The sequence below is a fragment of the Kitasatospora sp. NPDC101801 genome, from assembly GCF_044766665.1.
GTDB lineage: Bacteria > Actinomycetota > Actinomycetes > Streptomycetales > Streptomycetaceae > Kitasatospora.
Window position 1 is genome coordinate 50,591 of record NZ_JBIWML010000020.1, and the last position, 18,939, is coordinate 69,529.

Annotated in this window: 16 protein-coding genes; 9 read left to right on the forward strand and 7 right to left on the reverse strand. The window is 74.0% G+C overall.

The features are described 5' to 3' along the window. Positions 1–99 precede the first annotated feature (99 nt). The gene (locus tag ACIRPK_RS21945) at positions 100–900 is read right to left on the reverse strand and encodes a sugar phosphate isomerase/epimerase family protein (protein ID WP_403041001.1); all 801 of its coding nucleotides are present in this window, start codon (positions 898–900) and stop codon (positions 100–102) included. Positions 901–1,323: 423 nt separating this feature from the next. Continuing rightward, positions 1,324–2,280: a Ppx/GppA family phosphatase gene (locus tag ACIRPK_RS21950; protein WP_403040953.1), complete on the reverse strand. Its 957-nt coding sequence runs from the start codon at positions 2,278–2,280 to the stop codon at positions 1,324–1,326. A 129-nt stretch (positions 2,281–2,409) separates the two neighbouring features. Between ACIRPK_RS21950 and ACIRPK_RS21955 the strand changes: the two genes are divergently transcribed. Then, a complete protein-coding gene (locus ACIRPK_RS21955) occupies positions 2,410–3,162 on the forward strand; it encodes an alpha/beta fold hydrolase (RefSeq protein WP_403040954.1) in 753 nt (250 codons plus the stop codon). A gap of 302 nt (positions 3,163–3,464) precedes the next feature. Here ACIRPK_RS21955 and ACIRPK_RS21960 read toward each other — a convergent pair whose 3' ends face one another. From ACIRPK_RS21960 to ACIRPK_RS21970, 3 genes are all read right to left on the reverse strand, one after another. Then, positions 3,465–4,745: an SUKH-4 family immunity protein gene (locus ACIRPK_RS21960; protein ID WP_403040955.1), complete on the reverse strand. Its 1,281-nt coding sequence runs from the start codon at positions 4,743–4,745 to the stop codon at positions 3,465–3,467. Continuing rightward, positions 4,742–7,681, reverse strand: coding sequence for a toxin glutamine deamidase domain-containing protein (locus ACIRPK_RS21965; protein ID WP_403040956.1), 2,940 nt, complete (start codon positions 7,679–7,681; stop codon positions 4,742–4,744). Before ACIRPK_RS21965 ends, ACIRPK_RS21960 begins: the two co-directional genes overlap by 4 nt. 90 nt (positions 7,682–7,771) lie before the next feature. Next, positions 7,772–8,119: a hypothetical protein gene (locus tag ACIRPK_RS21970; protein ID WP_403040957.1), complete on the reverse strand. Its 348-nt coding sequence runs from the start codon at positions 8,117–8,119 to the stop codon at positions 7,772–7,774. A gap of 228 nt (positions 8,120–8,347) precedes the next feature. Between ACIRPK_RS21970 and ACIRPK_RS21975 the strand changes: the two genes are divergently transcribed. Continuing rightward, positions 8,348–9,130: a hypothetical protein gene (locus ACIRPK_RS21975; protein WP_403041002.1), complete on the forward strand. Its 783-nt coding sequence runs from the start codon at positions 8,348–8,350 to the stop codon at positions 9,128–9,130. A 319-nt stretch (positions 9,131–9,449) separates the two neighbouring features. Here the strand turns inward: ACIRPK_RS21975 and ACIRPK_RS21980 are convergent, their stop codons facing one another. Both ACIRPK_RS21980 and ACIRPK_RS21985 read right to left on the reverse strand, forming a co-directional pair. Continuing rightward, positions 9,450–10,613: an NADH-quinone oxidoreductase subunit D gene (locus ACIRPK_RS21980; RefSeq protein WP_403040958.1), complete on the reverse strand. Its 1,164-nt coding sequence runs from the start codon at positions 10,611–10,613 to the stop codon at positions 9,450–9,452. Next, entirely contained in the window at positions 10,610–11,614 is a 1,005-nt protein-coding gene (locus tag ACIRPK_RS21985; RefSeq protein WP_403040959.1) for an SAM-dependent methyltransferase, read from the reverse strand. Before ACIRPK_RS21985 ends, ACIRPK_RS21980 begins: the two co-directional genes overlap by 4 nt. A 104-nt stretch (positions 11,615–11,718) precedes the next feature. On the opposite strand from ACIRPK_RS21985, the gene ACIRPK_RS21990 reads away from it, so the two are divergent. The 7 genes from ACIRPK_RS21990 to nadC all read left to right on the forward strand — a co-directional run bounded on the left by ACIRPK_RS21990 (position 11,719) and on the right by nadC (position 18,915). After that, positions 11,719–12,912 carry a sensor histidine kinase gene (locus ACIRPK_RS21990; protein WP_403040960.1) on the forward strand — a complete coding sequence of 398 codons (1,194 nt, stop codon included), beginning with the start codon at positions 11,719–11,721 and terminating at the stop codon, positions 12,910–12,912. 10 nt (positions 12,913–12,922) lie between these two features. Beyond that, positions 12,923–13,612, forward strand: coding sequence for a response regulator (locus ACIRPK_RS21995; RefSeq protein WP_403040961.1), 690 nt, complete (start codon positions 12,923–12,925; stop codon positions 13,610–13,612). Between the two features lie 84 nt (positions 13,613–13,696). Then, complete coding sequence (locus ACIRPK_RS22000) at positions 13,697–14,644, forward strand: Rossmann-like and DUF2520 domain-containing protein (protein ID WP_403040962.1); 948 nt, start codon at positions 13,697–13,699, stop codon at positions 14,642–14,644. Then, positions 14,644–15,543, forward strand: coding sequence for a pantoate--beta-alanine ligase (gene panC, locus ACIRPK_RS22005; RefSeq protein WP_403040963.1), 900 nt, complete (start codon positions 14,644–14,646; stop codon positions 15,541–15,543). The genes ACIRPK_RS22000 and panC overlap by 1 nt, the downstream gene beginning before the upstream one ends. A gap of 45 nt (positions 15,544–15,588) precedes the next feature. Continuing rightward, positions 15,589–16,038, forward strand: coding sequence for an aspartate 1-decarboxylase (gene panD / locus ACIRPK_RS22010; RefSeq protein ID WP_184918174.1), 450 nt, complete (start codon positions 15,589–15,591; stop codon positions 16,036–16,038). A 13-nt stretch (positions 16,039–16,051) separates the two neighbouring features. Next, positions 16,052–17,677, forward strand: coding sequence for an L-aspartate oxidase (locus ACIRPK_RS22015; RefSeq protein ID WP_403040964.1), 1,626 nt, complete (start codon positions 16,052–16,054; stop codon positions 17,675–17,677). A 263-nt stretch (positions 17,678–17,940) separates the two neighbouring features. Then, entirely contained in the window at positions 17,941–18,915 is a 975-nt protein-coding gene (gene nadC, locus ACIRPK_RS22020) for a carboxylating nicotinate-nucleotide diphosphorylase (RefSeq protein WP_403040965.1), read from the forward strand. Positions 18,916–18,939: the final 24 nt, after the last annotated feature.

Below are 18,939 nucleotides of genomic sequence, written 5' to 3' on the forward strand. Positions count from 1 at the left end.
CGTAGGTGGTCAGGCACTTTCGCCCTTTGCCCGCCAGCCACGAACCGTCGCAGTTCCCCGAGCCCCCGATGGCCGAAGCGCAGCTGATGCCCGGAAGGGCTAGCGGCGCTTGGCCGTGGCCAGGTGGAGCCGGGTGAAGGCGAGGGCCTCGGCGAGATCGGCCTCGCGTTCGGCGGGGGAGAGTGCGCGGCGGGTGTTGACCTCCAGCACCACGTGGCCGGTGAAGCCGGTCCTGGCCAGCCGCTCCAGCAGGGCGGCGCAGGGCTGGGTGCCGCGCCCCGGGATCAGGTGCTCGTCCTTGCCGGAGCCGGCCCCGTCGGCGAGGTGGACGTGGGCCAGCCGGTCGCCCATCCGGTCGACCATCTCGAAGGCGTCGATCCGCGAGGTGGAGACGTGCGAGAGGTCGATGGTGAAGTGCCGGTACGCCTCCTCGGTGACGTCCCAGCCGGGCGAGTAGGCCAGCATCTCGCGGTCGCGGTAGCGCCACGGGTACATGTTCTCCACCGCGAACCGGACCTCGGTCTCGCCCGCCATCCGGTTGACGCCCTCGACGAACTCCCGGGCGTACTGCCGCTGCCAGCGGAACGGCGGGTGCACCACCACGGTGTCCGCGCCGAGCTTCTCGGCAGCGGCCCTGGCCCGGACCAGCTTGGTCCACGGGTCGGTGGTCCAGACCCGCTGGGTGATCAGCAGGCAGGGCGCGTGCACCGCCAGGATCGGCATCCGGTGCGCGTCCGAGAGCCGGCGGAGCGCCTCGACGTCCTGGCTGACCGGGTCGTTCCAGACCATCACCTCGACGCCGTCGTAGCCGAGCCTGGCGGCCAGCTCGAAGGCGGTCACGGTGTTCTCGGGGTAGACCGAGGCGGTGGAGAGCACCACCTTGGTGTCCGGCACGTGCAGGGCGTCGCCGTGCGGCGGCAGCACCAGGCGGTCGGTGGTGCGCAGCAGCGGGGCCCGGTCGGCCGGCCGCTTGGCGGCCCGGACCGCCTTCACCGCCTGGGTGGCCAGGGCGAGCTGTGACTGCTTGGCCGGCTTCGGCCTGCCGGGCTTGGGCTGGGTGGTGGTCTTGCCGCTCTTCGCGGTCTTGGCGGCTTTGGCGGCCTTGGCCGGTTTCACCGACTTGGCGGCCCGCTCGCCCGGGCTCCGCCGGCCGTCCCCGTCCGGGACCCGCTCGGCGGCGGCCTTGGCGCGCCGCGGTCGGGCCGGCCGCGGCTGCCGGGCAGGGTCACCGGCAGCGCGGCCCGCCCGCGTTCCGTCCTCATCCGCTGGTTCCGCCACGGGGAACAGCGTAAGCGGCCTCGCGCGGTATTGGTGTGCCGCAGGTCACCCGGTCAGCGCGGGCCGCCGGTCGGCCGGGCTGTCCAGGGTGTCCAGCCGCCGCAGGATGATGCCCTCGCGGAGCGCCCACGGGCCGATGTCCAGCTCCTCGATGCCGAACAGGTCCATCGCCGCGTCGGCCACCAGCGCGCCCGCCAGCAGCTGTCTCGCCCGGCCCTCGGAGACGCCGGGGATCTGCGCCCGCTCGGCCACCGTCATCGAGGTCAGCCGGGGCACCCAGGCGGCCAGCCCGGCCCGGGTCAGCTTGCGGACCGCCAGCGGGCCCGCGTCGGCGGGGGCGGCGCCGGTCATCCTGGCCAGCTGCTTGAAGGTCTTGGAGGTGCCGACCGCGTGGTCGGGCGCCCCGCGCCGGGCGAACTCGCCGACCACCTGGGCGATCTCGGCCCGGATGTACCGGCGCAGCTCCCGGACGTCGTCCGGGTCCGCCACGTCCCCCGGCAGCCGGGCGGTCAGCCGGCCCGCGCCGAGCGGCAGCGAACAGACCACGTCGGGCTGCTCGTCCAGACCGGCCGCCAGCTCCAGCGAGCCGCCGCCGATGTCCAGGTCGAGGATCCGCCCCGCCGACCAGCCGTACCAGCGGCGGACCGCCAGGAAGGTCAGCCGGGCCTCGTCCTGCCCGGACAGCACCCGCAGTTCGACCCCGGTCTCCTCGGCGACCCGGCGGATCACCGCCTCGCCGTTGGCCGCCTCCCGGACGGCCGAGGTGGCGAACGGCAGCAGGTCGACCACGCCCTTGTCCTCGGCCACCCGGAGCGAGGACGCCACCATGCCGACCAGCTTGTCGACGCCGACCTCGGTGATCGCCCCGCCCTCGTCCAGCAGCTCGGCGAGCCGCAGCTCCGCCTTGTGCGAGTACGCGGGCAACGGGGCAGCACCGGGGTGCGCGTCCACCACGAGGAAGTGGACGGTGTTGGAACCTACGTCGAGTACACCGAGTCGCATAACGGGCCACGCTACGCGATCCGGCTCCGCCGGTGGCCGGATAACACCAGTCCGTCCCGGCCGCCGGAGGCATCGGCCCGGACGCCCTGGGTAGCTTCCCTGCACCAACTCGCACACAGGGAGCACGGCATGACGATCACTCACCGACTGGTCGGCGAAGGCGCGCAACGGGTCCTCGTGCTGCACGACTGGTTCGGCACCAGTGCCGGCTGGGGGCCGTTCCTGGACTACCTGGACGGCACGGCCTTCAGCTACGCCTTCCTCGACTACCGGGGCTACGGGGAGCGGGCCGACGTGCCGGGCGACTACACCCTGGCCGAGATCGCCCTGGACGCCCTCGCCCTGGCCGACCAACTGGGCTGGGACCGCTTCTCCCTGGTCGGTCACTCGATGGGCGGCAAGGCGGCCCAGCAGGTGCTGGCGCTGGCCCCCGACCGGGTCGAGCGGCTGGCCGGCCTGACCCCGGTCCCGGCCGGGGCGTACCCGCTGGGCGACGCCTTCGACCTGTTCCACGGTGCCGCCGCACACCCGGCGAACCGCCGCGCCATCCTCGACCTGGTCACCGGCCAACGGGCCACCGGGGTCTGGCTGGACCGGATGACGGCCCAGTCCGTGCAGGGCTCCCGGCCGGAGGCCTTCGCCGCCTACCTGGACGACTGGACCACCGTCGACCTCGCCCCCAAGGTGACCGGACTCCCGCTCCCGGCCCGGGCCTTCGTCGGCGAGCACGACCTCGCCCTGACCACCGAGCTCTACCGCCGGACCTGGCTCACCCACTACCCCAACGGCGACCTCGAACTGCTGCCCAACACGGGGCACTACCCGATGTACGAGATCCCGGTCGCACTGGCCACCACGTTGGAGCGCTTCCTCCGAGGTTAGGTTTTCGGCAGGTGCTCAGCCCGCTACGGAGTCAGGGGCTCGGGGCCCTGCTGTGGTGCGGCTCCGCCGCGTGGGCGACGCCGACCATTTGGCAGGTGGCTGAGCAGCTACGGTCAGGGGCTCGGGGAACTGCGACGCCGGCCTCGTGCAAGGTGATCCCTGCGTAGGTGGTCAGGCACTTTCGCAGTGACCCGAACGCCAGCTCTCCTCGCCCACGCGGCGGAGCCGCACCTCAGCAGAGCCCCGAGCCCCCGGACCGTAGCTGCCCGATCGCCGGCCCGGAGCGCAGCCCCTGCGAAAAGCTAGAGAATCCCGTGCCAGAGCTGTTCGACGATGACGGACCACCAGTTCTCGGGGTCACCGAAGACCGTCCGGTCCAGCGCGGCCAGCGACCACTGGAGTTCGGCCACGGCTTGGCCGGCCGCCGACGGGTGGAGGTCGCGGAGCTTGGGCAGCCGGTCGGCGAGCAGGGCCAGCGAACGGGCGAAGGCGGTCAGGTCGGCGTTCACGTAGCGGGTGACGGCCGTCTCGGGGTCGACCGCGCGGATCCGGCCCTGGGCGGTGTCGACGGTGAGCAGGGCCCACCCGTCGGTGCCGATCAGCAGCTGGCCGAGCAGCTCCCGGCGGGCCTGTTCGGTGGCCCGGGCGGCCAGGTCGTGGGTGGCGAGGTAGCCGACCAGGTCCGGCAGGACGGGGGCGTCGGGGGTGCCGTCGGAGATGCCGTCGGAGACCGGGTGGTGCAGGGCGAAGAAGCCCCCGACCGCGACCGGCAGGCCGATCTGCTGGAGCGGGCGGGCCACCGCCTCGGGGAGGTCGGCGGCCAGCGTGTGGGCGGGGTCGAAGCGGCGGACGCCCTGCGGGCCGAACTGGGCGGCCAGCCGGGCGGCCAGGGCGGCTTCGCCCTCCGGCTGGGCGGGGGGCACGTTGGCCGGGAAGGGCACCCGGTTCGGCCGGGGGTTGGCCGCGCCCGCCGAGCGGACCGCGCGGGCCCGGCCGTCGTAGCGCGGACCGTAGGCCAGGTCGTGGCTGTGCAGGGCCGTCGGCAGGGCGGCGAGCAGGACGGCCGCGACGTAGCCGCCGGGCAGCATGGCGGGCCGCAGGTCGGTGTGGACCGAGAGCACGTCCTCCGGCGGGACGCCCTGCTCGGCGAGCTGCCGCCAGGCCCGCAGCGCGGGGTGCGGGCGGCCGGTGGCGGACCGCAGCACCAGGGTGCGCTCCTCGCCGAGCGCGTCCCGGTACCGGAGTTGGGCCCGGCAGCCGGGGCCGGTGGCGGGCGGCAGGGCGGGGTCGTAGCCGCCCGCGCCGATCCGGTCGCGGTAGAGCTGGACCACCTGCGGGACGGGCACCGAGGGCCAGACGGTGAGCTCGCCGGTGGTCCGGTCGACCACCCCACAGGCCGCCGCCAGCTCCTCCGGGGCGCGCCGGTCACCGGTCAGCGGGTCGACCCGGACCGGGGCGGGCTCCGGCCAGACCACCCAGCCGAGGTCGAACTCGTGGGCACGGACGGCTCGTCGGCTCTCCTGGGCCAACTCGCCGTTGACCCACCGGTGGGCGGTGTCGAGGGCCTGCGCGAGGGTGGTCATCGACGGGTGCTCCTGGCGGCGGTGCGGTGGATGGTCAGCCGCGAGCGCGGCGGGGCGGGTGGCTCCGGGACCGGTTTGGCCAGCGGGTCGGGCTCCGGAGCCGGGGTCAACTCGACCACCGGGATGGCGGGTTGCAGCGCCGAGAGGTCGAGCGGACGCCCGGACGCCTCCAGCCCGATCGCCCACAGGCCCTGGTCCGCCGGGTGCAGCGGGGCAGCCGACCGGTAGCCGGTCTGCGGGTCCAGGTAGGTGAGGGTGGCGCCGGAGACGAAGGCGTTCCAGGTGTGCGAGCGGCCGTACTCGTCCAGCGTGAGCAGCACCGCCTGGGTGCCGGAACCGCCCCGCCTGAGCACCTCGGCGAGCTGTTCGAGGGCCTCCGGGCCGTAGCCCAGGTCCTTGAACTGGGTGCCGAGTTCGCGCTCGGCGCGGTCCCGGCCGCCGAACTCGCCGGCCGGACCGTCGGGCAGCCTGGGCGCGCCGCAGGTGGTGTTGCCGAGGTAGCTGTCCAGCGCCGAGAGCGCCAGGTCGAGCCCGTTGTTGGCCCGGCCGGGCTCGCGGAAGCCGCCGCCGTTCAGCGCCTCCGGCCAGTCGCCGAAGCGCGGGTCCGGGTGCACCGAGGGCTCGCCCTCGGCCTCGCGCGGCACCCGGCGCTCGACCTCCGCCTGGTGCGCCGGGTCGACCGGACCCAGGCCGCCGCCGGTGTCGTACGGGCGGCCGTCCGCGATGATCCGGGCCCGCTGCCGCTCGCCCGGCTGCTCCGGGGCGGTGCGCCGGTAGGAGTGGGCGATCAGGAACATCGCCGCGATCGGGGCGGCCTGCGCCGGGTCGGCCAGACTCTCGCCGTCCCGGCGGCGGGCCTCGGGCGGTGTCTCGAAGGCGCGCAGCGGCACCGGTCCGACCGCGATCGGCCCCGAACCGGACTGCACGGGCAGCGGGTTGGGCACCAGTCCGACCGGCGGCGTGCCGACCGGGCGGGCCGGGCCCGCCCCGTGCGCACCGGCCTGCGGCTGGCCGCCCACGGCGCCGACCGCACCGACCACGCCGGACTGGCCACCAGCCGCACCTGCGGCGCCGGGCGTACCGACCGCACCGGACACCACCGGAGTCGACGGCGTGGCCGTCACCGGGACACCCGCGGCGGCAGCGGCCGGCGGGGGTGCCATCGGCGGCGCACCGACCGGGCCGCCGGGGGCCCCGCCGCCGACCGGACCGAGCCCGGACCCGCCGCCACCACCCGGCATCGTCGCTTCCACACCGTGCCCCCGGCCGCCGACCGGGGCCGACGAACCGTCACCGAAGACCGGTCCCGCGTTCACCGGGGCCGGCGCGACCGCCACCGAGTCGGTCCGGACCGAGGCCGGTCCGTGGTGCACCGGTGTGACCGGGGTCGGGTCGCCGCCGCCGTAGTCGAAGTCCACCGAGACGCTCGGACGCTGCGGCCCGTACCCGCCGTACTGGGCGGCCTCCGACCGGTGCGACGGCGCGGGGTCGCCCCAGATCCCGCCGCCACCACGCCCGTTGTCACCACCGTGACCGTGGCTGCCACCGGCACCCTGACCGCCGCCACCGCCGTGGCCCGCACCGGAGCCGCCGACCGGCAGGTCGGCCTGCACCGAGGCCGACAGCGGCCCGGCCTGCACCTGGACCTGGCCGGGCGGCACCTTGCCGCCGGCGTGGTCCCGCATCTCGATGTCCGCCTCCATGCCGCCCGGGCCGACCTGGAGGTCGACCCCGACGCCGCCGAGGTGCACCCCGACGCCGGCACCGTGCTTGGCCGGGCCGCGGACCTGGTCGCCGTGGTCGTCGACCATCACCGGCCGTCCCTGGGCGTCGGTGACCAGCTGACCGTTCGCGTCCAACTTGGCCACGTGGCCGTCGGTGCCCCGGACCGGCGCACCGCTCTGGTCCAGCACCACGACCTCGCCGTCGGTGCCCAGCACCGGCCTACCGTCGCGGCCGAGCAGCACCGAGACCCCGGCGGCCGCTATCAGACCGCCGGAGCCGACCAGGGCCAGCCCGCCGTGCCCGTCCCGCAGCGGCGTGCCGTCGGAGCCGAGCGCCACGCCGACCACCGGCTTGCCGTCCTGGCCGACCACCACGACGTTGCCGTCCGCACCGAACACCGGCCGGCCCTGCGCGTCCTTGGCGACCGTGACGCCCTCGACGCCCTGCACCCGCTCGCCCCGCTCGTCGACCAGCACCGGTTGGCCCTGGGCGTCGGTCAGCAGGTGACCCTTCCGGTCGACGGCCGCCGACAGCGTCCGGACCTTGGCCACCGCCCGCCCGCCGAGCAGCGCACCGGCCACCGCGCCGGCCGCACCGGCGGTGCGGGCCGGGGTGTACCCGTCGGCCTGGGCGATCCGCTCCAGGGTGACGACGGCGGGTTCCTTCAGCGCCTGCTGAAGGCCCTCCTTCATCTCCCGGCCGAGCTCCTCCAGCAGGTTGCCGACCTTGTGCTTGGCCAGCTCCACCGCGATCTTCTCGCCGGCCCCGACCACCACGTCGGCCACCACGTCGCCGACCACGCCGAGCACCGAGTGCGCCACCGACTCGACCTTCTGGGCGAGCTTGATCTCCGCGGCCAGCTCGGTCAGCGCCGCGATGATCTCGGCCTTGCACGAGTCCACCGCCCGGGCGGCCCGCTCGAACGCGGCGCCGACCAGCTCGGCCGCGCTCTGCGCGTCGTCCAGGCTGCCCCGGCCGCCACCCGCGAAGCCGCGCCAGTGCGCGGCGAACGCCTCCACCGAACTGCCGGAGTTCTCACCGGTGACGCGCTGCGCCGAATCCCCGCCGCGGCGGCTGAGCTGCTCCGCCTCGGCGCCGAACTCCCGCCAGACGGCCGCCGCCCGACGCAGACCCTCTTCGTCGGCCTGCGGCCACTCATGGCCCAACCTGGCCAGTACGGGGACGAGTTCCTCGGGCACGCTTCGGGACACCAGGCCCCTCCTTCCGGGTTCTGCGGGACGGACAGCAAGGAGACGGACAGCAACACGTACGGACGGGCCGCCGCGGTTCCCGACGGAGCGTCAGCCCACCGGGGGGCGGGCGGCGTCGACCTGCGCCAGATCGGCGCCCACCTCGCCGTCGGTGCGGTCGACCGACTCGGCCATCGTGTGCAGCCCGGTGCCGATCCCGCCGAGGCGGTCGGCCAGGCCGTTCAGCCCCGCCAGCAACATGCCCTGCGCCTCGGTGTACGCGGTGCCGAAGCCACTGCCGGGCCGGTCACCGCCCCAGGGCGTACCGAGCCCGGTCAGACCCTGCTCCAGGGCCAGCGCGGCCCGGGCGTAGTCGTTCGAGATCTTCTCGAACTCCCGCCCCTCACCGCGTACTTCCCATGGCTTGATCAGGAACTCGCCTGCGCCACCGTTACCCATCCGTGCACTCCCCCCAGCACCCCCGTGCAGACACCTGGCCGCCATCCTAGGGCCAGCACCGGCCGCCGTCGCAGGGCCCGTCCGGGTTTCTCACCGCAACTTCACCGGTCGCCGGAGCCGTCACCGGGGGACACCGACGCCAGGCCATACCCTTGACCGGTGGCAGCAGACAGCAAGAAGACCAGCAAGAAGTCCAAGGACCGGAAGAGCGGCAGCATCGACCTCGCGATGCCCACCATGCGGCCCGAGGTCCCGCTCGACTTCGCCCGGGCCTGGGTCGAGTTCGCCGACCCCGGCGACGAGGAGCAGGTCTTCCGCTGCGACCTGACCTGGCTCACCTCACGCTGGAACTGCATCTTCGGCCGCGGCTGCCAGGGCATCCGCCCGGGCCGGGGCGAGTCGGACGGCTGCTGCACCCTCGGCGCCCACTACTCCGACGAGGACGACGAGCAGCGGGTGATCGGCCACGCCGCCCGGCTGACCCCGGAGATCTGGGAGAACCACGCCCACGGCACCGACGCCAAGGGCCGGATCAAGGTCGACGGCGGCATCACCATGCTGGACGAGGACGGCGACCGCCAGACCCGCCGGGTCAACGGCGCCTGCCTCTTCCTGAACAGCCCCGGCTTCCCCGGCGGCGCCGGCTGCTCGCTGCACACCCTCGCCCTCCAGGAGGGCAAGGAGCCGCTGGAGACCAAGCCGGACGTCTGCTGGCAGCTCCCGGTCCGCCGCACCTACGACTGGATCGACCGCCCCGACGAGAGCCGCTACCTCCAGGTCACCATCGGCGAGTACGACCGCCGCGGCTGGGGTCCCGGCGGCCACGACCTGCACTGGTGGTGCACCGGCAGCCCCGACGCCCACAACGCCCCCGACCCGGTCTACGTCAGCTACCGCCCCGAACTCACCGAACTGATGGGCCCGGCAGGCTACGCCGTCCTCGCCGACCTCTGCGACCAACGCATCAAGAACGGCACCCCCCTGGCCCCCCACCCGGCCGACCCCGCCTAGCCTTCGGCACATGGTGCACCACCAGGGGCCCGGGGCTCCGCTGATGTGCGGCTCCGCCGCGCGGGCGACGCCGATCTTCTTGACAGTCGCTCAGCCCGCTACGGAGCCAGGGGCTCGGGGAACTGCGACGCCGACCTTCGCAAGGTGACCGTCGCGTAGGCGGTCAGGCACTTTCGCAGTGACCCGAACACCAGATCTCCTCGCAGTTCCCCGAGCCCCTGGGTAGTCGACCGCTGAGCGCCTGCCTACGGTGCAGCCCCGGACCCCTGGGCCGTGGACCGCTGAGCACCTGGCAAAACTGAGCCTCTGCACAAGGCCGCTACTTGTCGATGTCGCCGACCACGAAGAACATCGAGCCCAGGATCGCCACCATGTCCGCGACCAGCGTGCCGGGGAGCAGTTCGGTGAGGGTCTGGATGTTGTTGAACGAGGCGGAGCGGAGCTTGAGCCGCCACGGGGTCTTGTCGCCGCGGGAGACCAGGTAGTAGCCGTTCACGCCGAGCGGGTTCTCGGTCCAGGCGTAGGTGGCGCCCTCGGGTGCCTTGAGGACCTTGGGCAGCCGCAGGTTGACCGGCCCGGGCGCCAGCTGGGCCAGCCGGTCCAGGCAGGCGTCCGCCAGGGCCAGCGAGTTGACGGTCTGTTCGAGCAGGCACTCGAACCGGGCGAGGCAGTCGCCCTCCTGCCGGGTGACCACCCGGAGCACGTCCTGCAGCTCGCCGTACGCCAGGTAGGGCTCGTCCCGGCGGAGGTCGAAGTCGACGCCGCTGGCCCGGGCGATCGGGCCGCTCGCGCCGTACGCCTTCACGTGCTCGGCGGACAGCACCCCGACGTCGGCGGTCCGGCCCCGGAAGATCTCGTTGCCGAGCACCAGGTCCTCGAAGACCGGCAGCTGCGAGCGGACGGTGGCGACCGCCGCCCTGACCCGGCCGAGCCAGCCGGCCGGCAGGTCCTCCTTGAGGCCGCCGACCCGGTTGAACATGTAGTGCATCCGGCCGCCGCTGGCCTCCTCCAGCACGTGCTGGAGCTCCTCGCGCCCGTGGAAGGCGTGGAAGACCGGGGTGATCCCGCCGAGCTCCAGCGGGTACGAGCCGAGGAACATCAGGTGGTTGAGCACCCGGTTCAGCTCGGCCAGCATGGTGCGGATCCAGACCGCCCGCTCGGGCACCTCCATGCCGAGCATCCGCTCGACCGCGAGCACCACGCCCAGCTCGTTGGAGAAGGCGGAGAGCCAGTCGTGCCGGTTGGCCAGCATGATGATCTGGCGGTAGTCCCGGGCCTCGAAGAGCTTCTCGGCGCCCCGGTGCATGTAGCCGATCACCGGCTCGGCGGAGACGATCCGCTCGCCGTCCAGCACCAGCTTCAGCCGCAGCACACCGTGCGTGGAAGGGTGCTGCGGGCCGATGTTGAGCACCATGTCACTGGTGCCCAGCTCCCCGACAAGATTCTCCGCACCCGCGCCGACGCCGACCGTGGTCTCCCTCATGGGGTGAGAGTCTGCCATCCCGGCAGCCCCGCGAGGCTCTCCGGTACCGGCATCCGGACAGCCTGGGCCAGCCAGCCGAACCCGCCGAGACCGGCCGGATCGGTCAGCTCCGCCCCCTCACCTGCGGCGCCGAGTGCGCGCAGGTACGCCATCGGATCGGTGGAGGCGAGCGCCAGCGGTGGCCGACCGCCGTCCACCCCGAGTGCCCGGAGCGCCTCGCGCTGCGTCGTCCACAGGCTGTGGACACCGGGGGCGGCCACCGCGTCCAGCGCCACGTGCGCGGTGAGGTCGCAGGACCCGTCCGGCACCGGGGCGACCTCCCGGCCGTCCCGAAAGCCCGTCAGGGTCTCGAACGGCGGCCGGTCGGCCCGGGTGTGGGCGTAGTCCACCGCCACCGCGAGCCCGCGCTCCAGCGACCCGACCGCCGCCGCCCAGGCCGCGTCCCGGGGGCCGCCCAGCTCCACCACCGAGCCGTCCGGCCACCAGCGGGCCGCCCAGTCGGCGTCCGCCAGGTCCACGGGCCCACCGGTCCGCCGGGTCCCGTCCGGAGCCACCTCGACGTACCGCAGTGCGCCGTCCTCGTCCCGCTCGGCGAGCTCCAACGGCACGTTGTCCAACCATTCGTTGGCGAACAGCAGGCCCGACACCCCGTCAGGCACCCGGTCCGTCCACACCACCGACTCCGGCAGCCCGGCCGGCCGGTCGGCCAGCTCCACCGCGTACGGGCGCAGCCGCCCGGCCAGCTCCGGGCCGACCGCGGCCAGCACCCCGGTCAGCAGCTCGCCCCGGCCGGCCCCGACGTCCACCAGGGCGAGCTCGGCGGGCCGGCCGAGTGCGGCGTCCACCTCCGTCAGAAGGCGGGTGACCGCTCCGGCGTACCTCGGCGAGGCGTGCACCGAGGTCCTGAAGTGCCCCGCCGGGCCCTCCGGCCTGCGGTAGAACCCGCCGTCGGCCCCGTACAACGCCTGCTCCATGGCGGTCCGCCACCGCATCCACCTCATGCCCCGGACGTTACCGGCGTCACGTCGGCTCTCCACCCTGCGGAGTAGGAGGGATCGCTCTCCCGGCGGACCTTTCGCCCTTCCGGGGTCCCTAGGCTTGAGCTGTGCACCGACTCAACGCCTGGTTCCGCCGTCACCCCATGGTGGTCGACTCCGCCTGGGCGCTGCTGCTTGCCTGTTTCGCCCTGCTCACCACCGGCAACCAGTCGGGCTGGCAGGAGCAGGCCGCCTACGTACTGGCCGGTCTGGTCGCCGGGATGATGGTGTGGCGGCGACGGCACCCGAACGCGACCACGGTCGCCGCGGTGCTGCTCGGGCTCGGCCAGTTGGCGGCCCACCTCAACCCCGGTGTGGAGAGCATCGGCTACCTGGTGTTCGCCTATACCGGCGCGGCCTACGGCACGGTCTGGACGTCCCGGCTGGCGCTGGTCGCCGGGCTGGCGGCCGGGCCGCTGACGCTGGCCCGGTTCCACGAGGTGAGCAGCTCGATCCAGGGCGCCCCGCAGGTGCTCTTCTTCTCCGCGCTGATGTCCACCCCCTTCGTGCTCTGCTGGGCGTGGGGCCGGCTCACCCGGGTCCGCCGGGCGTACCTGACCGAGCTGGAGGACCGGGCCGCCCGGCTGGAGCGCGAGCGCGGCGCCCAGGCGAAGATCGCGGTAGCGGCCGAGCGGGCCCGGATCGCCCGCGAGCTGCACGACGTGGTGGCGCACAACGTCTCGGTGATGATCGTTCAGGCCGACGGCGCCGCCTACGTGCTGGACAACTCCCCGCAGCAGGCCAAGGAGGCGCTCGGCACCATCGCCTCGACGGGCCGTCAGGCGCTGGTCGAGATGCGCCGGCTGCTCGGTGTGCTGCGCACCACCGACACCACCGAGGAGTACGTCCCGCAGCCCGGCGTGGCCGAGCTGCCCGAGCTGCTCGACCAGGTCAGGACGGCCGGCCTGCCGGTCGACTTCGACAGCGCCGGGGAGGTCCAGGAGCTGCCCCGGGGCGTCGAGCTGACGGTGTACCGGATCGTCCAGGAGGCGCTTACCAACGTCCGCAAGCACGGCGGCCCGGACGTCCGGGCCCGGGTCGCGGTGGACTTCCGCGACCGCGAGCTGGAGGTGCTGATCGAGGACGACGGCCGGGGTTCCACCGACGACCAGTTGGTGGTCGGTGGTAGCGAGGGCCCCGGGCATGGTCTGATCGGCATGCGGGAGCGGGTCGGCATGGTCAGCGGGAGCCTCGACATCGGGCCCCGGCCCGGCGGGGGCTTCCGGATCCGCGCGGTACTTCCCCTCAAGACCATCAAGTAAGGACTGATCCGTGACCATCAGGGTGATGCTCGTCGACGACCAGGAACTGCTCCGCACCGGCTTCCGGATGATCCTCCAGTCCCAGGGCGACATCGAGATCACCGCCGAGGCCGGGGACGGCCAGCAGGCCCTCCAGGTGCTGGAGCGGACTGAGGTCGACGTGATCCTGATGGACGTCCGGATGCCCCGGCTGGACGGCGTCCAGGCCACCCGCCGGATCTGCCTGACCGAGGACGGCTCCCCTCGTCCGGACGCCCCGCACGTGCTCATCCTGACCACCTTCGACCTGGACGAGTACGCCTTCGCCGCGCTCAAGGCGGGCGCCAGCGGCTTCCTGCTCAAGGACGTCCCGCCGGTCGAGCTGGTCGCCGCGATCCGCTCCGTGCACGCCGGGGACGCCGTGGTCGCCCCGACCACCACCCGCCGGATGATCGACCGCTTCGCCGAGGTCCTACCGGTCCCCCGCTCCGCCCCCGGCTCCCCCGTGCTGGCCCCGCTCACCGAGCGCGAGCGTGAGGTCTTCCTGCTGGTCGCGCAGGGTCTGTCGAACGGCGAGATCGCCACCAAGCTCACCCTCTCCGAAGCCACCGTGAAGACCCACGTCGGCCGCATCCTGGCCAAGCTCAACCTGCGCGACCGGGTGCAGGCCGTGGTGCTCGCGTACGAGGCCGGGCTGGTCCGCGCGGGTGCCGGGGAGTAGCCCGGCGCGCGCCCGGCCGTAGAATGGCGCGGTACGTCCGGTACCTGCAGAGGACTGGAACGGAAGTGAGGACGACGGCGAGCCGTGAGCACCTTCGACGAGGCCGGGTTCGAGGCACTGGCCGATCCGTTCGGTGACCCCGCCGACCCCGGGAACCGACCCGCGCGGCTGACCGTCGGCGTGGTCGGCACCGGCCGGGTCGGGCCCGCGCTGGGGGCCGCGCTCCAGCTGGCCGGGCACCGGGTGGTGGCCGCGTCCGGGGTGTCGGCGACCTCCAGGCGCCGGGCCGAGGCACTGCTGCCGGGGGTGAGGCTGGTCAGCCCGCCGCAGGTGCTGGCGGCGGCCGACCTGGTGCTGCTGACCGTCCCGGACGACGCGCTGGCCGACCTGGTGACCGGGCTGGCGGCCACCGGCGCGATCCGGCCCGGGCAGCTGGTCGTGCACACCTCGGGAGCCCACGGCGTGGCCGTGCTGGAGCCCGCGACCAGGGCCGGGGCGCTGCCGCTGGCGCTGCACCCGGCGATGACCTTCACCGGCACCTCGGTCGACCTGGCCCGACTGGCGGGCTGCCCCTTCGGGGTGACGGCCCCTCAGGAGCTGCGACCGGTCGCCGAGGCGTTGGTGGTCGAGATGGGCGGCGAGCCCGAGTGGGTGCCCGAGGAGGTCAGGCCGCTCTACCACACGGCCCTCGCGCACGGCGCGAACCACCTGGTCACCCTGGTCGCCCAGGCCCTCGAACTGCTCCGGACGGCGGGCGTGGCCGAGCCCGGCCGCCTGCTCGGCCCGCTGCTCGGCGCGGCCCTGGACAACAGCCTGCGCTCCGGCGACGCGGCCCTGACCGGACCGGTCGCCCGGGGCGACGCCGGGACCCTCCGGCGCCACCTGCACCAGCTCGGTACGGTAGCCCCCGACATCGGGCAGGCGTACCGCGCGATGGCCCGCGCCACGGCGCAGCGGGCGGTCCGGTCCGGATCGCTCAAGGAAGAGTCGGCGGCTGCGCTGCTGGACGTACTCAACGAGGAGACCCCCTGATGGCCCGTGGCAAGCAGCAGCCGAGCAAGGCCCCGAAGGTGCACAAGGCCGAGCTGACCCACACGATCGCCGACTTCGAGCCCGCCTTCTGGCCGGACGAGCAGCCGGTGGACAACGCGGTGGTGATGACCATGGGCGCGCTGCACGAGGGGCACGCCGCGCTGATCCGGGCCGCCCGCAAGCAGGTCGGCAAGGACGGCCGGGTGGCCGTGACGGTCTTCGTGAACCCGCTCCAGTTCGGCGCCGGCGAGGACCTGGACCGCTACCCGCGCACGCTGGCCGCCGACGTCCGGCTGGCCGAGGAGAACGGCGCGGACGTGGTGTTCGCCCCGCTGCCCGAGGAGGTCTACCCGAACGGGACCCCGCAGGTGCGGATCTCCGGCGGCCCGATGGGCGAGCGGTTCGAGGGCGCCTCCCGCCCCGGCCACTTCGACGGGGTGCTGACCGTGGTGGCCAAGCTGCTGCACATCACCGACCCGGACTTCGCGTTCTTCGGCGAGAAGGACGCCCAGCAGCTCGCGGTGATCCAGCGGATGGTCGCCGACCTGGACTTCGACGTCGAGGTGATCGGCGTCCCGACCGTCCGCGAGCCCGACGGCCTGGCGCTGTCCTCCCGCAACCGCTTCCTCTCGGAGGGCGAGCGGGCGCAGGCCCTGGCGCTCTCCCGGGCGCTGTTCGCCGGCCGCGACGTGGCCGCGCAGGGCCCGAAGGCCGTCCTCGCGGCCGCCTCGGCCGTCCTGGACGCCGCCGAGGGTGTCACCCTTGACTACCTCGCCCTGATCGACCCGGACGACTTCACCGAGGCCGCCGAGGACTTCCAGGGGGAGGCGGTGCTGGCCGTCGCCGCGAAGGTGGGTCCCACCCGCCTGATCGACAACGCCCGCATCATCGTTCGGTAACCGGTAAGCAGTCCCTAGGCATGCACTCACAGGAGGCGTGACCCAATGCTCCGCACCATGCTCAAGTCCAAGATCCACCGGGCCACCGTGACCCAGGCCGACCTGCACTACGTCGGCTCGGTCACGGTGGACGAGGACCTGCTCGACGCCGCCGACCTGCTCCCCGGCGAGCTGGTCCACATCGTCGACATCAACAACGGCGCCCGGCTGGAGACCTACACGATCGCCGGCCCGCGCGGCTCCGGCGTGATCGGCATCAACGGCGCCGCCGCCCGGCTGGTCCACCCCGGCGACCTGGTCATCCTGATCGCCTACGGGCAGATGGAGACCGCGGAGGCCAAGGGCTACGTGCCCCGGGTGGTCTTCGTGGACGGCGAGAACCGGATCACCGGCTACGGCACCGACGCCGCCGAGGCCCCCGAGGGCAGCGGGCTGCTGCGCGGGGACCAGGCGTACGGTGACGGGCACAACGCGGCGCCCTCGGCCGCGCGCTAAGGAGCAACAGGACATGACCGTGTCGCATCGCCTCACCGCCCCGGCCCCCGGCTGGACCAGCACCACGGACGTGGTGGTGGTCGGCTCCGGCGTGGCCGGGCTCACCGTCGCCCTCAACGTCCGCAAGGCCGGCCTGCGGGCCATGGTGGTCACCAAGGCGATGCTCGACGACGGTTCGACCCGTTGGGCCCAGGGCGGCATCGCCGCCGCCCTGGGCGAGGGCGACACCCCTGAGCAGCACCTGGCCGACACCCTGGTGGCCGGGGCCGGGCTCTGCGACGAGGCGGCCGTCCGCACCCTGGTCACCGAAGGCCCGGACGCGGTACGGCACTTGATCGCCACCGGCGCGGCCTTCGACCTGGACCAGGACGGCGAGATCCTGCTCACCCGGGAGGGCGGCCACCACCGCCGCCGGATCGCGCACGCCGGCGGCGACGCCACCGGGGCGGAGATATCGCGAGCCCTGGTCTCCGCCGTCCGCTCCGACCCCGGCCTCGAACTCATCGAGCACGCCCTGGTGCTGGACCTGCTGACCGACGCCGACGGCCACGCCGCCGGGCTCACCCTGCACGTGATGGGCGAGGGCCAGCGGGACGGCGTCGGCGCGATCCGGGCCCGCGCCGTGGTGCTGGCCACCGGCGGCATGGGCCAGATCTTCTCGGCCACCACCAACCCGGCCGTCTCCACCGGCGACGGCGTCGCGCTCGCGCTGCGGGCCGGAGCCGAGGTGACCGACCTGGAGTTCGTCCAGTTCCACCCGACCGTGCTCTGGCTCGGTGCCGAGGCGGAGGGCCAGCAGCCGCTGGTCTCCGAGGCGGTCCGCGGCGAGGGCGCGCACCTGGTGGACGCCGACGGGGTGCGCTTCATGGTCGGGCAGCACGAGCTGGCCGAGCTGGCCCCCCGCGACATCGTCGCCAAGGCGATCACCCGGCGGATGCAGGAGCTCGGCACCGAGCACATGTACCTGGACGGGCGGCACTTCGGCGCCGAGATGTGGGCCGAGCGCTTCCCGACCATCCTGGCCTCCTGCCGCTCGCACGGCATCGACCCGGTCACCGAGCTGATCCCGGTCGCCCCCGCCGCCCACTACGCCTCCGGCGGCGTCCGCACCGACCTGCTCGGCCGCACCACCGTGCCCGGCCTGTACGCCTGCGGCGAGGTGGCCTGCACCGGCGTGCACGGCGCCAACCGGCTGGCCTCCAACTCGCTGCTGGAGGGCCTGGTCTTCGCCGAGCGGATCGCCGCCGACCTGACCTCCCGGCACCGCGCCGGCGACCTCCCCGAGCGCTCGGTCGACGTGGCCGGGGCCCGGGCCGCCCGGCCCGTCCCGCTGCTCGCCCCGGAGGCCCGCGCGGACATCCAGCACCTGATGTCCACCGGCGCCGGTGTGCTCCGCTCGGCCGCCTCGATGGCCGGCACCGCCACCGGCCTCGCCCGGCTCACCGCCGACGAGAAGTCCGCCGACCCGGCCGTCGAGAGCTGGGAGGCCACCAACCTCCACCTGGTCGCCACCGCACTGGTGGCCGCCGCAGCCCGCCGCGAGGAGACCCGCGGCTGCCACTGGCGCGAGGACTTCCCCGACCGCGACGACGTGAACTGGCAGCGGCACATCATCAGCTCCGGACCCACGACGCGGTGACAGTCGTCAGGGGCTCGGGGAGCTGCGACGCCGACCTTTTGGCAGGTGCTCCGGCAGCTACGGTCAGGGGCTCGGGGAACTGCGACGCCGACCTCGGAAAAGGGTGATCCGTCCGTGCGTGGTCAGGCACTTTCGCAGTGACCCGCACGCCAGATCTCCTCGCAGTTCCCCGAGCCCCTGGACAGTGCAACCTTGCGCCGCTGCACAGGCGCAGCCCCGAGCCCCCTGGGCTCTCCAACTCACTCTCAGCTAGGAGCAGTCCGATGTCCCACACCCACGAGGAACTCCCGCTCGCCGACCAGGTCGCCGGCTGTGGCGACGGCTGCGGTTGCGGCGACGGCGAGGCGTACGAGACCGGCCTGGACCCGGCGCTCGCCGAGCTGCTGGAGGCGGCCGGCCTGGACCCGGTCGAGGTCGAGGACATCGCCACCCTCGCGCTGGCGGAGGACCTGGCCGGTGGCGAGGACGTCACCTCGGTCGCCACCGTCCCGGCCGACGCCGTCGCCACCGCGGACTTCACGGCCCGTCAGGCCGGCGTGGTGGCCGGGCTGCGGATCGCCGAGGCCGTGGTCTCGCTGGTCTGCGAGGAGGAGTTCGAGGTCGAGCGGCACGTCGAGGACGGCGACCGGGTGGAGGCGGGCCAAGTGCTGCTCTCGGTCCGCAGCCGCACCCGCGACCTGCTCACCGCCGAGCGCAGCGCGCTGAACCTGCTCTGCCGGCTGTCCGGCATCGCCACCGCGACCCGCGCCTGGGCGGACGCCCTGGAGGGCACCAAGGCGCAGGTCAGGGACACCCGGAAGACCACGCCCGGCCTCCGCTCGCTGGAGAAGTTCGCGGTCCGCGCGGGCGGCGGCAGCAACCACCGGATGTCGCTCTCGGACGCCGCGCTGGTGAAGGACAACCACGTGATCGCGGCGGGCGGCGTCGCCGAGGCGTTCAACGCCGTCCGGGCCGCGTACCCGGACCTGCCGGTGGAGATCGAGGTGGACCGCCTCGACCAGATCCCGCCGGTGCTGGCGGCGGGCGCCGACCTGATCCTGCTGGACAACTTCACCGTCGCCGAGCTGAAGCAGGCCGTCAAGCTGGTCAACGGCCGCGCCAAGCTGGAGGCTTCCGGCGGCCTGACCCTGGCCTCCGCGCACCAGGTCGCCCAGACTGGGGTGGACTACCTGGCCGTCGGTGCCCTGACCCACTCCGCGCCGATCCTGGACATCGGCCTGGACCTCCGCTCTTCCTGACTCCTCCTAGCAGAAGGCCCCTCC

What these genes read in the sequence shown, in the direction of transcription:
- ACIRPK_RS21950 (WP_403040953.1), bottom strand. Translation starts at nt 2,280, where the DNA reads ATGCGACTCGGTGTACTCGACGTAGGTTCCAACACCGTCCACTTCCTC.
- ACIRPK_RS21955 (WP_403040954.1), top strand. Translation starts at nt 2,410, where the DNA reads ATGACGATCACTCACCGACTGGTCGGCGAAGGCGCGCAACGGGTCCTC.
- ACIRPK_RS21960 (WP_403040955.1), bottom strand. Translation starts at nt 4,745, where the DNA reads ATGACCACCCTCGCGCAGGCCCTCGACACCGCCCACCGGTGGGTCAAC.
- ACIRPK_RS21970 (WP_403040957.1), bottom strand. Translation starts at nt 8,119, where the DNA reads ATGGGTAACGGTGGCGCAGGCGAGTTCCTGATCAAGCCATGGGAAGTA.
- ACIRPK_RS21975 (WP_403041002.1), top strand. Translation starts at nt 8,348, where the DNA reads ATGCCCACCATGCGGCCCGAGGTCCCGCTCGACTTCGCCCGGGCCTGG.
- ACIRPK_RS21980 (WP_403040958.1), bottom strand. Translation starts at nt 10,613, where the DNA reads ATGAGGGAGACCACGGTCGGCGTCGGCGCGGGTGCGGAGAATCTTGTC.
- ACIRPK_RS21985 (WP_403040959.1), bottom strand. Translation starts at nt 11,614, where the DNA reads ATGAGGTGGATGCGGTGGCGGACCGCCATGGAGCAGGCGTTGTACGGG.
- panC (WP_403040963.1), top strand. Translation starts at nt 14,644, where the DNA reads ATGGCCCGTGGCAAGCAGCAGCCGAGCAAGGCCCCGAAGGTGCACAAG.
- panD (WP_184918174.1), top strand. Translation starts at nt 15,589, where the DNA reads ATGCTCCGCACCATGCTCAAGTCCAAGATCCACCGGGCCACCGTGACC.
- ACIRPK_RS22015 (WP_403040964.1), top strand. Translation starts at nt 16,052, where the DNA reads ATGACCGTGTCGCATCGCCTCACCGCCCCGGCCCCCGGCTGGACCAGC.
- nadC (WP_403040965.1), top strand. Translation starts at nt 17,941, where the DNA reads ATGTCCCACACCCACGAGGAACTCCCGCTCGCCGACCAGGTCGCCGGC.